Genomic DNA, 19,297 nt, shown 5'->3' on the forward strand with positions numbered 1-19,297 from the left:
AACTCATATCGTCACCCGGTTTCAAATCATCATGCTCGAGCTGATCGTCACTTCCACCCTCAACGGCGTCCTGTTCGGGATGCTGCTGTTCCTGATGGCGAGCGGGCTGACGGTGATCTTCAGCATGCTCGGCGTGCTGAACTTCGCCCATGCCAGCTTCTACATGCTCGGCGCGTTCTTCGGCTTCCAGATCAGCCGCTGGTTCGGTTTCTGGCCGGCGCTGATCTTCGCGCCGCTGCTTGCGGGCGCGATCGGCGCCGCGGTCGAACGCTTCGGCCTGCGTCGCGTCCATCGCAACGGCCACGTCGCGGAACTGCTGTTCACCTTCGGCCTGGCCTTCGCGATCGAAGAGATCGTGTCGATCATCTGGGGCAAGGTTCCGGTCGACTTCCGCCCGCCGGAGTTGCTCGACTTTCCCGCCTTCACGATCTTTTCGACCAACTACCCCGCCTACAAGATGTTCATGCTGGCGGTTTCGATCGTGATCTTCGTCGGCCTCCTGCTGGTGCTGAAGCGGACCCGGATCGGGCTGATCGTGCAGGCGGCGCTGACGCATCCGCACATGGTCGGCCATCTCGGCCACAACGTCGAACGCATCTTCATGCTGGTATTCGGCGTCGGCACCGCGCTCGCCGCCGTCGCCGGCGTGATCGCCGGTCCGTCGCTGGTGACGCAGTCCAACATGGCGGCGATGCTCGGCCCGATCCTGTTCGTCGTCGTCGTGGTCGGCGGCCTCGGCTCGCTGCCGGGCGCCTTTATCGCCTCGCTGCTGATCGGGCTGGTGCAGACCTTCGCGGTCTCGGTGAACGGCTCGCTCGCTTCGGTGTTCGGACCGCTCGGACCCGATCTGGCGCAATCCTGGCTCAGCGACATCTGGAACGTGACGATCGCGCAGATCGCGCCGATCATGCCGTATCTGCTGCTGGTGCTGATCCTGATCTTCCGGCCGATGGGGCTGTTGGGAACCCGCGAAACATGACCGAACTCGCCTCCCGCGTCGCGCCGCCACGGCCGGCGCTGTCCGACCGCCTCAAGTTCTATGGAACCTGGGTGGCGACGGCGCTGATATTGCTGCTGCTGCCGCAGATCTTCACATCCGGCGGATCGATGACGACCTTCAGTCTGGTCGGCATCTCGATCATCTTCGCCTTGTCCTACAACATCCTGCTCGGCCAGACCGGCATGCTGTCATTCGGCCACGCGGTGTATTACGGCCTCGGCGGCTTCCTGGCGATCCACGCCATCAACCTGCTCGGCGGCAACAAATGGGCGATCCCGCTGCCGCTGGTGCCACTGATCGGCGGCATGGCCGGATTGTTCTTCGCAGCATTGATCGGCTGGGTGATGACGCAGCGCTCGGGCACGGCGTTCGCGATGATCTCGCTCGGCCTCGCCGAACTGGTCGCCTCCTCGGCGCTGATCCTGCGCACCTTCTTCGGCGGCGAGGCCGGCATTTCGGCCAATCGCACCAAGCTGTTCAAGGTGTTCGGCCTCTCCTTCGGGCCGCAGATCCAGATCTATTATCTGGTCGCCGCCTGGACGCTGATCGCGATCATCGCGATGTACGCGCTGACGCGGACCCCGCTCGGCCGGATGTGCAACGCGGTGCGCGACAATCCCGAGCGGGTGCAGTTCGTCGGCTACGATCCGCACGTTGTGCGCTATCTGGCGTTCTGCTTCTCGGGCTTCTTCGCCGGCATCGCCGGCGCGCTCGCCGCGATCAATTTCGAGATCGCCAACTCCGCTTATCTCGGCGCGGTGCAGTCCGGCACCGTGCTGTTCGCGGCCTATATCGGCGGCATCGGCTTCTTCATCGGCCCGATCGTCGGGGCGATCTTCGTCACCATCCTGTCGCTCGGCCTGTCCGACCTCACCCAGGTCTGGCAGCTCTATTTCGGCCTGTTCTTCATCGCCGTGGTGCTGTTCGCGCCCGGCGGCATCACCGGCCTGTTGATGATGCACCGGCCGCTCATCCGCGCCGGCATGCTGTCGCGGATGCTGCCGAGCTATCTGGTGGCGGCGCTGCCGACGCTGGCGCTGGTCACCGGCCTGATGCTGATGATCGAGACCATCGTGCATTACACCGTCAACCCGCACGAGGACCCGAACCGGGTCGCGTTCGGCATCCCGTTCAACGCGGCGAGCCCGCTGACCTGGGCGATCTCCGCGGTGCTGATCGTGGTCGGCTTCGTGCTGTGCCGGATGGCCTGGGCCCGCGTCGGCCAGACCTGGGACGAAACCCTCACAGCCGCCCGCGCCAAGGTTCATGCCCTATGAGCAATGCGATCGAACTCCACGGCGTCGAGAAGAGTTTCGGGATCACCAAGGTGATCCAGAACATCACGCTCAGCATCGCCCAGGGCGAACGCCACGCGCTGATCGGCCCGAACGGCGCCGGCAAATCCACCACGTTCAACCTGATCAGCGGCTACATGCGGCCGACCTCCGGCCGCATCCTGCTGCGCGGCGAGGAAATCTCCGGCCTGCGCCCGTTCCAGATCAACCGCCGCGGATTGTCGCGCTCGTTCCAGGTCACCAACGTGTTCGCCAACATGACGGTGTGGGAGAATCTGCGCTGCGCCGTGCTGTGGGCGACGGGGCAGCGCTACGCGTTCTGGAAGAACGTCGACAATCTGCCCGAGGTGCGCGAGCGCACCGCGCAGATCCTCGAGGACATCCATTTGACCTCGCGCCGCGACGTGCCGGCCGGCCTGCTCACTTATGCCGAGCAGCGCGCGCTGGAGATCGGCATCACCATCGCCGGCGGCGCCGACGTCATCCTGCTGGACGAGCCGACTGCCGGCATGAGCCACGCCGAGACCGAGCGCGCGGTGTCGCTGATCCGCCGGCTCACCGAGGGCCGCACGCTGTTGATCGTCGAGCACGACATGAGCGTGGTGTTCGGCCTCGCCGACCGCATCTCGGTGCTGGTCTACGGCCAGGTGATCGCCTCGGGCACGCCGGATGAAATTCGCGGCAACCCGAAGGTCAAGGAAGCCTATCTCGGCGAGGAGGCTGCCTGATGATGCTCGAGGTCAAGGATCTGCACGCTTACTACGGCAAGAGCCACATCCTGCAGGGCGTCGATATGCATATCGACGCCGGCGAGGTGGTCAGCCTGCTCGGCCGCAACGGCGTCGGCCGCTCCACCACGGTCAAGGCGATCATGGGCGAGGTGCCGCCGCACGGCTCCATCGTGTTCAAGGGCAAGAACATCGCCGGCCTGCCGAGCTACAAGATCGCGCATCTCGGCCTCGGCTACGTGCCCGAGCACCGCGACATCTTCCCGGGCCTGACCGTCCGGCAGAACCTGATGCTCGGCGTCAAGAACCCGCGCAATCCGGGCAAGTGGCGGCCCGACGACATGCTCGACATGTTCTCGAACCTGAAGGAGCGCGCCGACACCGCGGCCGGCGTGCTGTCCGGCGGCGAGAAGCAGATGCTGACGATCTGCCGGACGCTGATGGGCGATCCGGAACTGGTGATGATCGACGAACCGACCGAAGGGTTGGCGCCGATCATCGTCCAGCAGGTCGGCGACCTGATCGCCGAAATCGCCCGCCGCGGCGTCGCCATCCTGCTGGTCGAGCAGAAGCTGTCGATCGCGATGCGGATCTCGCACCGGGTCTATGTGATGGGCCACGGCAAGATCGTGTTCGAAGGCAGCCCCGCCGACCTCAAGGGCAACGATGCGGTCCGCAAGGAGTGGCTCGAGGTCTGAGCTCACGCGTCACTGCATCTCGTTGGTCATGCCCGGCCTTGTGCCGGGCATCCACGTCTTGAAAGCGGCGCGGGAGCACAGACGTGGATGGCCGGGACAAGCCCGGCCATGACGACCTGGTAAGACGCCATCAACGACCGTTGGTCTGCCCGCACGATTTGCGCTTGACTTGGAGCGCACTCTAACCTGTAGCAACAGGGCGTCGGACGGACAGAGCAGGCCATGAAGATCGGAGACCTCGCCAGGCGAACCGGATTGACCGCCCATACGCTGCGCTATTACGAGCGGATCGGGCTGTTGCCCCGCGCCTCGCGCGATGCATCCGGTCAGCGTGACTACGACGCGTCGATCCTGGTCTGGATCGAATTTCTCGGTCGCCTCAAGACCACCGGGATGCCGATCCGGGACATGCTGCGCTATGCGAAACTGCGCGCCCGCGGGGCCGCGACAGAGGACGCCCGCCGCGTCCTGCTGCAGCAGCACCGCGACAAGGTGCAGGCGCATGTCGCCGAACTTCTGGCCTGCCTGACCGTCCTCGACACCAAGATCGCCGGCTATGCCGCCGGCGCCAGCAAGGTGGAGACGGACGATGACGCAACACCACACCGACCCGCACGAAAGGTACGAGCGCGGCCTGCGCGCGCTCGCGGCGATTGACGGCGACGCCGGCCACAAGGTGGTCGAGGCGCTGGCCGAGATCGCGCCGGATTTCGCCCGCTATCTGATCGAGTTTCCGTTCGGCGACATCTACAGCCGCCCCGGCCTCGACCTGCGCGCGCGCGAGATCGCGACCATCGCCGCGCTGACCGCGATGGGCAACGCCACGCCCCAGCTCAAGGTGCATATCGAGGCCGGGCTGAATGTCGGACTGAGCCGCGACGAGATCACCGAAATCATCATGCAGATGGCGGTCTATGCCGGTTTCCCGGCGGCGCTGAACGGCCTGTTCGCGGCCAAAGAGGTGTTCACCAGCCGCGCTGCGGCGGATCGGGAGCCCGTAGCTTGATCGACCTTGTTGTTCAAGGGCGAGCTCGAGGCCGGGGCGGCTCGTCCGACTTCCGCATCGGCGCGTTTCGGACTACGGTCGGGGGCTGTGTCCCCCGGCGCCCCCGAATCATGAGCCTCGATGCTGTCTGCGCTGACCCGAACGAGAACCCGGCTCGCTGATTTTGCCGCCAACAACGACCCGCTCGCGGCCACCGGTAATCTGGTCGCGCTGGTGCTGGCCGGCAATACACCGTTCTATCCGATCTATGTCGCGGTGCTTGCCGGCCCGGGCGGGATGCCGTGGCTGCTGCTGACGCTGCTGTCGTTTCCGCTGTTCTGCCTTGTTCCGGTCCTCGCCCGCAAGAATCCGCTGCTCGGCCGGATCGCGCTGTCGCTGACGGCGACCGGCAACACCGTGTTCTGCACCTGGCTGCTCGGCGTGCCATCGGGGATCGAATTGTTTCTGCTGCCCTGCGCGACGCTCTCCAGTCTGCTGTTCCGCCGCAGCGAGCGGCTGCTGATGCTGCCATTGGCCGGGTTGCCGGTCGCGGCCTATTTCTTTCTGCACGGCCGCTACGGCGCGCCGCCGCACATCTACCAGGCCGACGAATATGCCGCGCTGTTTTCGATGAACGCGATCAGCGCCGCGATGATCTCGATCTTCATCGGGATCGTGTTTTCCGGGCTGTTCGCCGAGCCGGCCGAAAGCCGCAAAGCGTGACCGACCGCCGCAACCGGCTCGACCTGCTCGCCTTCCTGATCGTGCTGGCCGCCGCGATCGCGATCGCCGGCGTGATGTTCGCGGACTATTATCGCTCGCCCGATCTGCTGTGGCGCTACTATTATCACGACCGCAACTCGCATTACAGTTTCGGGCTCGACCTCGCGCTGGCGATGCGCGACCTCGATCCCGTCTGGTTCTTCACCGAGCTGGAAAAGGCCAAGGTCTGGCCGCCGCTCCACGGGCTGGTGCTGAGCGCCGTGCTGCTGGTCGGCGGTATCGATTATCGGCTCGGCATCGTGCCGAGCCTGATCGGCTGGGTCGCGACGATCGCCTTCACATGGCTGATCGCGCGCCGACTGATCGCCGGCCGGATGGAGGGTCTGTTCGCCGCGGCCGTCGCGACAATCCTGACGGCGGCCAGCCCGGCGTTCCGGCTGATCAGCGCCGATGTGATGCTGGAAGGCCTCGGCGCCGGCCTTTCCGCCGCGGCGCTGTGGGCCTATCTGCACGCAGCCGCTGCCCCCGAGAAAGCGGCGCGCTGGCGGTTGCTCGCCGTGATCCTCACGGCGCTGTTCTTCCACAAGGGCAACTACTGGGGCCTGCTGCTGGCGCCGATCGCGATCGCCTTCGCCACCGAACACTGGCGCGCCACGCTCGCGACCGCGCGCGCCGTCGGCCGGGTCAGGGTCGGCGCAGCGATCGCGGCCCTGCTCCGGCAGCCGCTGCTGATCCTCGCCGCGCTGATGGCGGCGCTGGTGGGCTACATCTATGCGCGCGGCCCGACGGCGCTGGAGCTGTTCGGCAAATCCGTGTCGCTGTATCCGCCCGAGAACCTGACCACCATCGCCTACGCGCTGGTGTTCCTGTGGTGGGCGCTGTTGTGGTGGCGCCACAAGGCCGCGATCGACCGCGCGCTCGGCATTCCCGGCCGCGCCCTGCTGTACTGGCACATCACGCCGATCGCGATCTCGTTTCTGCTGCCGCACCGGCTGTCGCGCTTCCTGTGGTTCGTCGGACCGGCCAACAATCCCCAGGGCGACGGCCTGTGGCATAGCGCACGGTTCTATTGGCACGTGTTCGCCGACGCCTTCCATACCCAGCCCTGGCTGGCGATCCCCGCATTGGCCTTCGCGGTGATCGGCGCACTCGGCATCCGGCGCCTCGCGCCCGGCGCGCGCGTGGTGTTTCTGTTCGCAGCGCTGGCGTGGATCGGCGTGCTGATCCACCCGCAGCACCAGGGTCGCTTCATGTCGACCTGGGTGTTCGCGGTGTGGATCTGCAGCGGAGTCGGCGCCGGGCTGATGCTCGGCCGGTTGCGCGGCCTGCTGTCGGCGTGGGTGCGCGCCACCGTCGCCGGCGCTGCCGCGGCGTCTCTGCTGCTCGTCAATGTCGGCCACGCCATCCCGGAGGTCGCCTACACCTACGCGATCCACCCCAGCCCGAACAGCGGACCATCCGATCTCGGTCTGATCCGTCCCTATCTCGACGAACTGAACGGCGCCCGCGAGGTCACGGTGCTCGCCACCTTCGGGTCGAGCAAGCTGTTCGCCTGGGTGATCCGCGAGCACTGCCGCTGCCACATGATCGTGCCCGATCCGTTCATCGCCGACCTAGCCACCCGCGAGGATGTCCGGCGCGTGGCGGCCGAACGGATCGCGCGGTCGACCGCCGACATCATCGTGACCATCGACGCGCCGAGCAGCCGCTACGAACTGCCTTCGGTCGGATGGGTCTATTCGCGGATGGCGGGGATCGTGGACGCCATGAACGAACAGACCCGCTACGCGCGCGGCACCACCTACGATCTGCCGGACCAACAGGCGCAGGCGACGATCTGGCGGCGGCGCTGACGCCGAGCGCGTAGCGCGATCGTTTGCATTGCAACATGCAACGACATGAGCGCGATGACGGCATGTACCGCGTCGCACCGCGCAGACGGGACGGCAGCGGTAACCGCAAGCTGTTTCGAACCGGCCTGCGCCGAGATCTCCCTTTCAAGACGCACTTAGTCGAATATCATCAAAGACTCGGCTGGCATAAAATTCCGCAGACGGGTAAACCGCTCAAGACAAGGCGTGGCAAACGCCGGGAGCATATGACGGTCGGACGCGGCAAACCGCGGCGACGGATGCTCGGGAGGAACAGGGTTGGAACACGCATTGGAAGTGCGCAATGTATCCTTGCGTTTCGGCGGCGTCCGCGCGCTGAGCGAGGTCAGCTTCGCCGTGAACGACGGCGAATTGTTTTCCATCATCGGCCCCAACGGCGCCGGCAAGACCTCGATCGTCAACTGCATCTCGGGCCGCTACCGGCCGACCGAAGGCCAGCTCTTCTATCATGGCCGCGACATCACGGCGCTGAAGCCGAATGCGCGCGCGCCGCTCGGGATCGGCCGCACCTTCCAGAATCTCGCGCTGTTCCACCACATGAGCGTGCTCGACAACATCATGGTCGGGCGCCACCATCTGCTGAAGAACAACTTCCTCACCGGCGCGCTGTACTGGCTCGGCGCGCGGCGCGAGGAACTCGAGCACCGCCACAAGGTCGAGGAGATCATCGACTTTCTCGACCTGCAATCGGTGCGCAAGGCGACCGCCGGCACCCTCTCCTACGGCCTGCGCAAGCGCGTCGAGCTGGCGCGCGCGATGGCGCTGGAGCCGAAGCTGATCCTGCTCGACGAGCCGATGGCCGGCATGAACTTCGAAGAGAAGGAGGACATGGCCCGCTACATCGTCGACCTCAACGAGGAGTTCGGCATGACGGTGGTGATGATCGAGCACGACATGGGCGTGGTGATGGACATCTCCAACCGCGTCGTGGTGCTGGATTTCGGCCGCAAGATCGCCGAGGGCGAGCCGGCCGAAGTGCTCGCCGATCCGCACGTCAAGCGGGCTTATCTCGGCGAGGAGGACGAAGTGCTGGTCGATCCGGACGATACGCCGGGCCATCCGGGCGTCGCGGAGCGCGTGGCATGATGGACTACGCCGGCCGCGTCGCGGCAGCCGATACGTTTCCCAAGCTGCTGCGACTCAATGCGCGCGAATGCGGCGGCGAGATCGCCTTGCGCGAAAAGTCGCTCGGGCTCTGGCGCGTCTTCACCTGGGCCGACTACCAGACCCGGGTGCACGATTTCGCGCTCGGCATGGTCGAACTCGGGCTCGGCCGCGGCGACGTCATCGGCATCATCGGCGACAACCGGCCGGACTGGGTGTCCGCCGAGATCGCCACCCACGCCATCGGCGCGATGAGCCTGGGGCTGTATCGCGACGTGCTCGACGAGGAAGCCGCCTATCTGCTCACTTACGGCGAGGCCAAGCTGGTTTTCGCCGAGGACGAGGAGCAGGTCGACAAGCTGCTCCTTCTCGCCGAGCGCGTGCCGAATTTGAAGCACATCGTCTATTCCGATCCGCGCGGCATGCGCAAATACGACGACCCGCGGCTGCTGCCGGCCGACACGCTGGCGGCGATGGGCCGCGCCCGCGCCGGCCGCGAGCCAGGGATCTACGATCGCCTCGTCGATGCGACGGGCGGCGAGGACGTCGCGATCCTCTGCACCACCTCCGGCACCACCGCGCATCCCAAACTGGCGATGCTGGCCGCGGGACGCGTGCTGAAGCACTGCGCGACCTATCTCAGCTTCGATCCCAAGGGGCCGGACGACGAATACGTCTCGGTGCTGCCCCTGCCGTGGATCATGGAGCAGGTCTACGCGCTCGGCAAAGGGCTGTTGTGCCGGATGAAGGTCAACTTCGTCGAAGAGCCCGACACCATGATGAACGACTTCCGAGAGATCGCGCCGACCTTCGTGCTGTTCGCGCCGCGGGTGTGGGAAGGCATCGCCGCCGACGTGCGCGCGCGGGTGATGGACGCCTCGCCGCTGAAGCAGCGGCTGTACGAGACCGGCATGAAGGCCGGCCTCGCGGCGCTCGCCGAGGGCAAGCATTCGGCGTTCGCCGATGCGGTGCTGTTCCGCGCGCTGCGCGACCGGCTCGGCTTCACGCGGCTGCGCTCGGCGGCGACCGGCGGCGCGGCGCTCGGCCCGGATACTTTCAAGTTCTTCCGCGCCATGGGCGTGCCGCTGCGCACGCTTTACGGCCAGACCGAACTGCTCGGCGCCTACACGCTACACAAAGCGGACGCGGTCGATCCGGACACGACCGGCGTGGCGATGGGCGCCGAGATCGAGATCAAGGTCGAGAACCCCGACGTGCAGGGCATCGGCGAGATCGTGGTGCGCCATCCCAACATGTATCTCGGCTACTACAAGAACGAGGAGGCCTCCGCCGCCGACATGAAGGACGGCTGGATGCAGTCCGGCGACGCCGGCTATTTCAACGCGCGCGGCCAGCTCGTCGTCATCGACCGCATCAAGGATCTGGCCGAGACCTCGCATGGCGAGAAGTTCTCGCCGCAATATATCGAGAACAAGCTGAAATTCTCGCCCTACGTCGCCGAAGCCGTGGTGCTCGGCGCCGGCCGCGACCGGCTCGCGGCGATGATCTGCATCCGCTATTCGATCATCTCGAAATGGGCCGAAAAGAAGCGGATCGGCTTCACCACCTATTCGGACCTCGCGTCCCGGCCCGAAGTCTACGAGATGCTGCGCAGCGAGGTCGAATCGGTCAATGCGACGCTGCCCGCCGCGCAGCGGATCTCGCGCTTCCTGCTGCTGTACAAGGAGCTCGACGCCGATGACGGCGAACTGACGAGGACCCGCAAGGTCCGCCGCAGCGTGATCAACGAGAAATACGCCGACATCATCGACGGCATCTATGGCGGCCGGAGCGAGATCCCGGTCGACACCCAGATCCAGTTCCAGGACGGCACCACGCAGCGGATCCGGACCACGCTGAAGGTGGTCGAGCTCGGCCATGGCACTGCGCACGCGGAGGCGGCGGAATGAGCGCGCTGTCGATCGCAACAACGCCAGTGACTGCGCCCTCTCCACTTGTAGGAGAGGGCAGCATCAACGCCCGCCCCGCTGACAACCGGGTGAGGGGTCGGGCGCGACGTCGGCGCCCCCTCACCCGCCCTCGCTTCGCTCGGGCACCCTCTCCCACAAGGGGAGAGGGGAAGCGCCCCCTCGCTGGTAGTCACGCCGCATGAACACACAGCTTCTGTTCCAGCTTCTCGTCAACGGCCTCGTGGTCGGCACGCTGTACGGCGTGGTGGCGATGAGTTTCGTGCTGATCTACAAGGCCACGCAGGTCGTCAACTTCGCCCAGGGGGAGCTGCTGCTGATCGGCGCCTGGGTGTGCTGGGCGCTGCTGGCGAAATATCAGGTGCCGTTCTATGTCGGCATGCCGCTGACGCTGGTGTTCATGTTCGCGTTCGGCATCGCGATCCAGATCGTGGTGCTGCGGCCGATGATCGGCGAGCCGATCATCTCGGTGATCATGGTGACGATCGCGCTCTCCACCGTATTCCAGGCGACGCTGAAATGGATCTTCGGCGTCAACCCGCAGCCGTTCCCGCAGATCTTCACCAGCCAGTCGGTGTCGATCGGTGGGCTGCAGATCCAGACCGTCTATGTGATGAGTCTGGTGGTCTCGATCGCGATGATGATCGGGATGGCGTGGTTCTTCCGGGTGTCGAAATACGGCCTGGCGATGCGCGCCACCGCGTTCAACCAGCAGGTCGCGCAGTCGCTCGGCATCTCGGTGAAAAGCGTGTTCGCGATGGCCTGGGCGATCTCGGCCACGGTCTCGGCGGTCGCCGGCGTCGTCGTCGCCGTGGTCAACGGCGTGTCGTCCGGCCTGTCGGCCTACGGCATCAAGGTGTTCCCGGCGGCGATCCTCGGCGGGCTCGACTCGATCGGCGGCGCGGTGCTCGGCGGCATCATCATCGGCCTTTTGGAAAACCTCGCGCAGTATATCGACAGCGAATATCTGCACTGGGGCAATCTCTACGAAATCGCGCCGTTCTACGTGATGATCATCATCCTGATGATCAAGCCTTACGGCCTGTTCGGCACCAAGGACATCGAGCGCATCTGAAATGGCGAATGCATCCCTGATTCCCGCCGGCGATTTCCGCACCAGCTACGCCGCCGACACCACGATCTTCCCGACCAGGACCAGCCGCAACGCGGCGATCCTCGGCATCGTGCTGATCTCGTTCGCGCCGCTGGTGCTGACGAGCTACTGGCTGAGCGTGCTGATCCAGATCGGCATCTTCGGCATCGCGGCACTCGGCCTGAACATTCTGGTCGGCTTCACCGGCCAGATTTCGATCGGCCACGCCGCGTTCTTCCTGCTGGGCGCCTATACTTCGGCCTATCTCAACAACAACCTGCCGATCCCGGTGTTCTTCACCATCCCGCTCGCCGGCGTCATCACCGCGCTGGTCGGCCTCGTGTTCGGCCTGCCGGCGGCGCGGCTGAAGGGGCTGTATCTCGTCATCGCCACGCTGGCGGCGCAATACATCCTGATCGACTTCTTCTCCCGCGCCGAATGGTTCTCCGGCGGCTCGGTGCCGGCCTCTGCCAATCCGTTCTCGCTGTTCGGCTACATGCTGCGCGGCGACAAGCAATATTTCTACGTGGTGCTGGCCTATCTGCTGGTCAGCTATCTGCTGGTGACCAATCTGATGCGGACCCGCGACGGCCGGGCGCTGGTGGCGGTGCGCGACCATTATCTGTCCGCCGAGATCATGGGCATCAATCTCACCAAATATCGCACGCTGTCGTTCGGCTTGGCGGCGTTCTTCGCCGGCATCGCCGGGGCGCTGTACGCGCATTATCAGCTCGTGGTGTCGAACGAGGGCTTCGGCATCGAGCGCTCGATCCTGTTCCTGGCGATGATCATCATCGGCGGCATCGGCTCGATCTCGGGCACGCTGATGGGCACCGCCTTCGTGGTGCTGCTTCCGGAAGCGATGGAATGGATCAGCATGGAACTGAAGGGCGGCGCCATCGACCGCGCGCTGCAGCTCAACAACAACCTGACCTTCCTGCGCGAGATCGCGATCGGCCTGATCATCATCGCCTTCCTGGTGTTCGAACCGGACGGCCTCGCGCATCGCTGGCGGCAGATCAAGGCGTACTGGAAGCTCTACCCGTTTTCGCACTGAGGTCGGGACGAACGAACCACAAGAACTCGACGAGAAACCACAGGAGGAGACCAACCATGACGATGAAATCCCTGTTGAGCACGGCAGCGATGGCGCTGGTGATCGCCGGCGCGTCGGCGACCGCGCAGGCGCAGATCGCGATCGGCCATCTCGCCGATTATTCGGGCGGCACCTCGGACGTCGGCACGCCCTACGGCCAGGCCGTCGCCGACACCTTCGCCTTCGTCAACAAGAAGGGCGGCGTCGGCGGCAAGCAGCTCAACGTCGACACCAACGATTACGGTTATCAGGTCCCGCGCGCGATCGCGCTGTACAAGAAATGGTCCGGTGGCGACAAGGTCGCGGCGATCATGGGCTGGGGCACCGCCGACACCGAGGCGCTGACCGGCTTTCTCGCCCAGGACAAGATCCCCGACATGTCCGGCTCCTACGCCGCGGCGCTGACCGATCCCCAAGGCACCAGCGGCAAAGCCAAGCCCGCGCCCTACAACTTCTTCTACGGCCCGTCCTATTCGGACGCGGTGCGCGCCGAGCTGATGTGGGCCGCCGAGGACTGGAAGGCCAAGGGCAAGAGCGGCGCGCCGAAATTCGTCCATATGGGCGCCAACCATCCTTATCCCAACGCGCCGAAGGCCGCCGGCGAAGCGCTTGCCAAGGAGCTCGGCTTCGAAGTGCTGCCGCCGCTGGTGTTCGCGCTGTCGCCGGGCGACTACTCGGCGCAGTGTCTGAGCCTGAAGAGCTCGGGCGCCAACTACGCCTATCTGGGCAACACCGCGGCCTCCAATATTTCGGTGATGAAGGCCTGCAAGGCCGCCGGCGTCGACGTGCAGTTCATGAGCAACGTCTGGGGCATGGACGAGAACGCCGCCAAGGCCGCGGGCGACGCGGCGGACGGCGTGATCTTCCCGCTGCGCACCGCGGTCGCCTGGGGCGGCAGCGCGCCGGGCATGAAGACGGTCGAGGAGATCTCCAAGATCTCCGATCCCTCCGGCAACGTCTATCGCCCGGTGCACTACGTCGCCGCGGTGTGCTCGGCGCTGTACATGAAGGAAGCGCTCGATTGGGCCGCCGCCAACGGCGGCGCGACCGGCGAGAACGTCCGCAAGGGCTTCTACCAGAAGAAGGACTGGGTGCCGGCCGGGATGGACGGCGTCTGCAATCCGTCGACCTGGACCGACAAGGACCACCGCGGCACCACCAAGGTCGATCTGTATCGCGCCAAGGTGTCGGGCCAGACCGACGGCGACCTCAAGGACCTGATCGCCAAGGGCACGATCAAGCTCGAAAAGGTCAAGACCGTCGACCTGCCGCGCAAGCCGGAATGGCTCGGGTGGTGAGCTGAAGCGCGGCTGTCCGCAGCCGCGCGCAAGACGGCCTCCTCGCCTGCGTGTGGCGGGGAGCGCCTCGACACTCACGGACGTCATCCCCGCGTAGGCGGGGATCCAGTACGCCGCAGCGTCGCGTTCACGGAGCTAACGCTCTGGAATACTGGGTCCCCCGCATGCGCGGGGGATGACGGTGGTGACGGGGGCGATGTTGTCCCCCCACGCGAGACGCAGCAGGTTCGACAACGTCAGGACGCACCATGACCGAAGCCGCGGAAATCAATCGATCTCGGTCCGACGCCGCTCCCGCAGCCGTCACCGCTCCCCTCCTCAGCGTCAAGAACATCGAGGTGGTCTATGACGACGTCATCCTGGTGCTGCGCGGCCTCAGTCTCGACGTACCGCAGGGCGCGATCGTGGCGCTGCTCGGCGCCAACGGCGCCGGCAAGTCGACCACGCTGAAGGCGATCTCCGGCCTGCTCAAGACCGAGGACGGCGAGGTGACCCGCGGCGAGATCGTGTTCGACGGGATGCGGATCGACGGCGTCGACCCGGACAAGATCGTCCGCCGCGGCATCTTTCAGGTGATGGAAGGCCGCCGCATCATCTCCGACATGACCTCGCTGGAAAACCTGCGGCTCGGCGCCTTCACCCGCAGCGACCGCAACGTCGCCGCCGATATCGACATGGTCTACAACTACTTCCCGCGGCTGAAGGAGCGCACCGGCCTCGCCGGCTATCTGAGCGGCGGCGAACAGCAGATGCTGGCGATCGGCCGTGCGCTGATGGCGCGGCCGAAGATGATCCTGATGGACGAGCCGTCGATGGGCCTGTCGCCGCTGCTGGTGAAAGAGGTGTTCTCGATCATCAGGCAGATCAACCGCGACCTCGGCGTCACCATCCTGCTGGTCGAACAGAACGCCCGCGCCGCGCTCTCGGTGGCGAGCCACGGCTACATCATGGAGCAAGGCAAGGTCGTGCTCGACGGCACAGCCGACGAGCTGCGCGACAACGAGGACGTGAAAGAGTTCTACCTCGGCGGCGCCGGCGACCAACGCAAGAGCTTCAAGAATCTGAAGAGCTTCAAGCGGAGGAAGCGCTGGTTGTGAGCGCCGGGACTCCGTCGCCCGCGCGACCGCGGCGCTCCCTTACGATCCGCCCGGCCGCCCCGAGAGGAAACGCTCGATCTCCTCGATCAGCAGTGCGGTGGTCTGCGGCTGTACCAGCCGCTGCTTGATCCGCTCGACCAGCGCCCCGCGCTTGCCGTTTTCCAGCGTTCCGGCCACCGCGCGGACCACCGCATCGGGCGCGGACGATTCGACGTAGCCGACGTCGTCGCCGAGCAATTCGCGCGACCACGGATGGTCGCGCAGCACCAGCGGCGCGCCGGCCAACCCGGCCTCGATCGCCGAATGTCCCGGGAAGTCCTCGCCGAGTTCCAGATACACCGAACAGCTCTGCATCGCCGAGCGGATGATGTCGGAGCCCGGCTGCAGATAGGGAAGGAAGCGCACCTGCTCGGACGCCGCAGCCTTGCACTTCGCGTAGTACGCGCGGTCGCGATAGCCGCCGATGAAGATCAGCGGCACGTCGAGATCGCGCAGCGCCTCGATCGCCTGCAATTGCTGCTTGGCCTCGTCGAGCACGCCGACCCACAGCACGAAGCGCCCGACACCGTAGGCAGAACGGAACAGGTCGTCCGGCACCGGGCGGGCGAAGGCGGCGCTGATGCCGGGCGGCACGACGACGATCTTGTCGTGCGTCATCGTGAACAGGTTTCGGCACAATTCGGCTTCCGCCTCGGTGCGCAGCACGATCACATCCGCCAGATCGAAATGCTCCTGCACCACCGGCAGCGACCCGGCGGACGGATTGAAGAAGTTGTAGTTCGGAATCAGGATGATCGGCTTGCCCTGCTCGCGCACATTGCGCAGCAGGATCTGCCCGCCGCCGACGGCGGAAAAATGCACGACGGCATCGTAGTATCGTAGTGGCCGCGAGGCATGGCCATAGAAATCGGCGCGCACGCCGTTCTCGTTCATGTACTCGGCGAGTTGCAGAAACTCGGTCTCGCCGCCACCCGGCGCCAGGAAGGCATGATGATAGGTGGTCAACAATAACCGCATCTGTTCATTCCATCGTTGCTCGCGGACGTTAGCCGGCTTTTCAGCCGACTGCCAAGAGACGGATTGACGATATATGGCAAAAAAGCCTAAGAGGTTCGGCGAGTTCGACCTCGTCGTCGTGAGGCGGCTTGGATTTCACCTGCGGCCGAAATCGGCGGTCCGCAGTCCGGCGTCGTCTCCGGGAGCTGCCGTTTCCGGCAGCGCTGGCGCCGAGCACCGGATCCTTCGGCGAGTTGCGCGTATGAACCGGACGGAACATGGCGAAGCCTAAGTACAAGGGTATCATCCTGGCCGGGGGACGGGGAACTCGGCTCTTCCCGGCGACGATCTCGATCAGCAAGCAGCTCATCCCGCTCTACGACAAGCCGATGGTGTATTACCCGCTGAGCACCCTGATGCTGGCGGGCATTCGCGAGGTGATGATCATCTCGACGCCGAGCGCGCTGCCGCTGTACCAGGAACTGCTCGGCGACGGTCATCAGATCGGCATGGAATTCGAGTACGCCGTGCAGGCCGAAGCGCGCGGCCTCGCCGAGGCTTTCATCATCGGCGAGAAATTCATCGGACGCGCCAATGCGGCCCTGGCGCTGGGCGACAACGTGTTTCACGGCTCGGGCGTCGGCGACGGTATCCGCAAGGCCTCGGCCCGCGATCGCGGCGCATCGGTTTTCGCCTATTGGGTGCACGATCCGGAGCGGTACGGCGTGGTCGAGTTCGACGATGACGGCAAGTCGATCTCGATCGAGGAGAAGCCGGACAAGCCCAAGAGCAACTACGCGGTCACCGGGCTGTATTTCTACGACAACGACGTGGTCGAGATCGCCAAAGGCGTCAGGCCGTCGGAACGCGGCGAACTGGAAATCACCGCGGTCAACAACATCTATCTGGCCAACGGCGCGCTGAACGTCGAGAAGCTCGGACGTGGCGACGCCTGGCTCGACACCGGCACCCACGATACGCTGCTCGAGGCCAGCCATTTCGTCCAGACCATCGAGAAGCGGCAGGGCCAGAAGATCGCCTGCATCGAAGAGATCGCCTGGCGGATGGGCTTCATCGACGACGAGGAACTGGAGCAACTGGCGCATCCTCTGATCGCCAGCGGCTACGGCAAGTACATCCTGAACCTGCTGCGGCATTGAGCGCGGCTGGCCCCGCGCCGCGGCTCGCCCCGGCCGCCATCGATGCCGCCGGTTGACAGGCGACCGTCTTTGCCCAGGCACGTCCCCATGAACGTCTTGCACGCCTACAAGGTCTATCGCCCGGACGTCGACGGCGGCATCCCCGAGGTGATCGCCAAGCTGACGCAGCCGAACGCCGCCGGCGACCGGGCCGAGATTCTCGTCGCGCGCGACCGCGGCCCGCCGCGGCGCTACGTGCTCGACGGCACGCCGGTGCGCGCCGTCGGTTCGTTCGGCCAGATCTCCTCGATGCCGATCGCGCCCGGCTTTCCGCTCGCGCTGCGTGCCGCGGCGCGCCGGTTCGACGTGCTGGCGCTGCACTATCCGTTTCCGCTGAACGACCTCGGTGTCGCGCTGGGAATCCCCGACGACGTCGCCGTCGTGGTGCACTGGCATGCCGACATCATCGGTCGCGGTGCGGTGATGCCACTGCTGGCGCCGCTGATCCGCCGCACCCTCGCTCGCGCCGACCGGATCGTCGTCTCGCATCAATCGATCTTCGACGGTTCGAGCTTTCTGCAGCCCCACGCCGCCAAATGCGTGAGCATCCCGTTCGGCGTCGACACCAGCGAATGGACGACGATCGACGACGCAACCCGGCGGAGGATCGAGGATCTGAAGCGCGAGCACCCGCGCCTGATCGTGGCGATGGGACGGCTGGTTCCATACAAGGGCTTCTCCGTCCTGATCGAGGCGTTGCAGCAGATCGACGGCGAGGTGGTGATCATCGGCGAGGGCGCGGAACGCGACAATCTTCAGCGCCTTGCCCAGCGGCTCGGCGTCTCCGATCGGCTGCGGCTCCCCGGCTTCCTGCCGCGCGACGAGGTCAAGGCCTATTTCCACGCCGCCAGGCTGTTCGCGCTGCCATCGGTGACGATCGCGGAGGCGTTCGGCCTGGTCCAGATCGAGGCCATGGCGGTCGGGCTTCCCGTCGTCAACACCGCGCTGCCGACGGCGGTGCCGACCATCGCCCGCGACGGCCTGGAAGGCCTGACGGTGCCGGTCAACGACGCTCCGCGACTGGCCGCCGCGATCAACCGCCTGCTCGACGACCCCCGGCTGGCCGCCGACCTCGGCGAAGCCGGGCGGCAGCGCGTCGCGGCCGAATACGAGCTGACCGTATTCCAGTCCGCTATCCGGCAAGTCTATGAAATTGCGGTTGAATCGAGGCGAAGCCGTTCTGCCGGCGAGCAAACAAAGACTTGACTTGAGGGGGCCAAAACGGACATTGAGGTCGAACAGGCCTCAGCATGCCGCCGGGCGCAGGCCTCATCGAGCGGCCATGTCCCGGCTTCGCTCCAATTCCTCGCGCGGGCACCGATGACCGATTCCACTTCCAGCGCGACAGCGCCGATCCCGAGCGCGCCGCCTCCCACCAGGCATCTGCAGCGCGGCTTCACGCTGAAGCAGTATCTCGATCTGATCCTCACCCTCGCGCACAAGGAGGTGAAGGTCCGGTACAAGAACAACGTGCTCGGCTATCTGTGGTCGATCGCCAATCCGCTGGCATCGGCGATGGTGTTCTACTTCGCCCTGCAAGTGATCATGAGGTCGAACGTCGAGAACTACGTCGTGTTCCTGACCATCGGCCTGTTCGCCTGGCAGTGGTTCAGCAATTATCTGATGGGCGCCTGCGGTATCTTCCTGGCCAACGGCAGCCTGATCAAGAAGTCGGTGTTTCCCCGCTTCGTGCTGCCGATCGCGCTGAACCTGCAGGACACGTTTCACTACGTGATGTCGGTTCCGGTGACGCTCGGCTTTCTGCTGGCCTACCACCTGCCGGTGGGATGGCACGTCATCCCCGGAATGCTGCTGATCATTCCCGCGCAGTTCATGCTGCTGCTGGGACTGGGCCTCGCGATTTCCTCCGCCAATCTGTTCTTCCGAGACATGGAGAGGATTCTCGCCATCGGATTGAACATGATGTTCTATCTGTCGCCGGTGATCTATCCGATCGAACGCGTGCCCGATCACTATCGGCCGCTGCTGCACCTCAATCCGATGACGTCGCTGATCGAGGCGTGGCGCGCGCTGTTCATGAAGGGCATCATCGACTGGCACAATATCGGACTGGCCTATGCGTACGCCGCGGTCGCGATGGCGGTCGGCGTCTTCGTGTATCGCCGGCTGGTCCACCGTTTCGCCGAAGTCATCTAGGTCGACGC

At 65.5% G+C, this 19,297-nt stretch carries 18 protein-coding genes; 17 read left to right on the top strand and 1 reads right to left on the bottom strand.

From position 1 onward, the window contains the following. The first annotated feature begins 31 nt into the window (after window positions 1–31). The 14 genes from SR870_RS12015 (at window position 32) to SR870_RS12080 (ending at window position 14,937) form a co-directional block, all read left to right on the top strand. Window positions 32–979: a branched-chain amino acid ABC transporter permease gene (locus tag SR870_RS12015; RefSeq protein ID WP_322513799.1), complete on the top strand. Its 948-nt coding sequence runs from the start codon at window positions 32–34 to the stop codon at window positions 977–979. Further along, the gene (locus SR870_RS12020; protein ID WP_322513800.1) at window positions 976–2,277 is read left to right on the top strand and encodes a branched-chain amino acid ABC transporter permease; all 1,302 of its coding nucleotides are present in this window, start codon (window positions 976–978) and stop codon (window positions 2,275–2,277) included. The genes SR870_RS12015 and SR870_RS12020 overlap by 4 nt, the downstream gene beginning before the upstream one ends. After that, on the top strand, window positions 2,274–3,023 hold the full coding sequence (locus SR870_RS12025; protein ID WP_322513801.1) for an ABC transporter ATP-binding protein: 750 nt from the start codon (window positions 2,274–2,276) through the stop codon (window positions 3,021–3,023). Before SR870_RS12020 ends, SR870_RS12025 begins: the two co-directional genes overlap by 4 nt. A gap of 2 nt (window positions 3,024–3,025) precedes the next feature. Continuing rightward, a complete protein-coding gene (locus tag SR870_RS12030; RefSeq protein ID WP_322518256.1) occupies window positions 3,026–3,721 on the top strand; it encodes an ABC transporter ATP-binding protein in 696 nt (231 codons plus the stop codon). A gap of 222 nt (window positions 3,722–3,943) precedes the next feature. After that, window positions 3,944–4,378: a MerR family transcriptional regulator gene (locus SR870_RS12035; RefSeq protein WP_322513802.1), complete on the top strand. Its 435-nt coding sequence runs from the start codon at window positions 3,944–3,946 to the stop codon at window positions 4,376–4,378. Beyond that, window positions 4,311–4,727 carry a carboxymuconolactone decarboxylase family protein gene (locus SR870_RS12040; RefSeq protein WP_322513803.1) on the top strand — a complete coding sequence of 139 codons (417 nt, stop codon included), beginning with the start codon at window positions 4,311–4,313 and terminating at the stop codon, window positions 4,725–4,727. Before SR870_RS12035 ends, SR870_RS12040 begins: the two co-directional genes overlap by 68 nt. Before the next feature lie 120 nt (window positions 4,728–4,847). Continuing rightward, entirely contained in the window at window positions 4,848–5,429 is a 582-nt protein-coding gene (locus tag SR870_RS12045; protein ID WP_322513804.1) for a hypothetical protein, read from the top strand. After that, the gene (locus tag SR870_RS12050; RefSeq protein WP_322513805.1) at window positions 5,426–7,282 is read left to right on the top strand and encodes a glycosyltransferase family 39 protein; all 1,857 of its coding nucleotides are present in this window, start codon (window positions 5,426–5,428) and stop codon (window positions 7,280–7,282) included. Before SR870_RS12045 ends, SR870_RS12050 begins: the two co-directional genes overlap by 4 nt. Window positions 7,283–7,579: 297 nt before the next feature. Continuing rightward, window positions 7,580–8,407, top strand: coding sequence for an ABC transporter ATP-binding protein (locus SR870_RS12055; RefSeq protein ID WP_322513806.1), 828 nt, complete (start codon window positions 7,580–7,582; stop codon window positions 8,405–8,407). After that, the gene (locus tag SR870_RS12060) at window positions 8,404–10,335 is read left to right on the top strand and encodes a long-chain fatty acid--CoA ligase (RefSeq protein WP_322513807.1); all 1,932 of its coding nucleotides are present in this window, start codon (window positions 8,404–8,406) and stop codon (window positions 10,333–10,335) included. The genes SR870_RS12055 and SR870_RS12060 overlap by 4 nt, the downstream gene beginning before the upstream one ends. A gap of 199 nt (window positions 10,336–10,534) precedes the next feature. Then, entirely contained in the window at window positions 10,535–11,428 is an 894-nt protein-coding gene (locus SR870_RS12065) for a branched-chain amino acid ABC transporter permease (protein WP_322513808.1), read from the top strand. A 1-nt stretch (window position 11,429) separates the two neighbouring features. Then, window positions 11,430–12,503, top strand: a complete 1,074-nt coding sequence (locus SR870_RS12070; protein WP_322513809.1) for a branched-chain amino acid ABC transporter permease — start codon at window positions 11,430–11,432, stop codon at window positions 12,501–12,503. A 56-nt stretch (window positions 12,504–12,559) separates the two neighbouring features. Continuing rightward, window positions 12,560–13,840, top strand: a complete 1,281-nt coding sequence (locus SR870_RS12075) for an ABC transporter substrate-binding protein (protein ID WP_322513810.1) — start codon at window positions 12,560–12,562, stop codon at window positions 13,838–13,840. 248 nt (window positions 13,841–14,088) lie between these two features. Next, complete coding sequence (locus SR870_RS12080) at window positions 14,089–14,937, top strand: ABC transporter ATP-binding protein (protein ID WP_322513811.1); 849 nt, start codon at window positions 14,089–14,091, stop codon at window positions 14,935–14,937. Window positions 14,938–14,976: 39 nt separating this feature from the next. Here SR870_RS12080 and SR870_RS12085 read toward each other — a convergent pair whose 3' ends face one another. Next, window positions 14,977–15,954 carry a glycosyltransferase family 4 protein gene (locus SR870_RS12085; protein ID WP_322513812.1) on the bottom strand — a complete coding sequence of 326 codons (978 nt, stop codon included), beginning with the start codon at window positions 15,952–15,954 and terminating at the stop codon, window positions 14,977–14,979. Window positions 15,955–16,211: 257 nt separating this feature from the next. On the opposite strand from SR870_RS12085, the gene rfbA reads away from it, so the two are divergent. The 3 genes from rfbA (at window position 16,212) to SR870_RS12100 (ending at window position 19,289) form a co-directional block, all read left to right on the top strand. Then, a complete protein-coding gene (rfbA, locus tag SR870_RS12090; protein WP_322513813.1) occupies window positions 16,212–17,093 on the top strand; it encodes a glucose-1-phosphate thymidylyltransferase RfbA in 882 nt (293 codons plus the stop codon). An 87-nt stretch (window positions 17,094–17,180) separates the two neighbouring features. Next, the gene (locus SR870_RS12095) at window positions 17,181–18,338 is read left to right on the top strand and encodes a glycosyltransferase (protein ID WP_322513814.1); all 1,158 of its coding nucleotides are present in this window, start codon (window positions 17,181–17,183) and stop codon (window positions 18,336–18,338) included. Window positions 18,339–18,452: 114 nt separating this feature from the next. Then, window positions 18,453–19,289, top strand: coding sequence for an ABC transporter permease (locus SR870_RS12100; protein ID WP_322513815.1), 837 nt, complete (start codon window positions 18,453–18,455; stop codon window positions 19,287–19,289). Window positions 19,290–19,297 lie beyond the last annotated feature (8 nt).

This window comes from Rhodopseudomonas palustris, from assembly GCF_034479375.1.
GTDB classification, from domain to species: domain Bacteria; phylum Pseudomonadota; class Alphaproteobacteria; order Rhizobiales; family Xanthobacteraceae; genus Rhodopseudomonas; species Rhodopseudomonas palustris_M.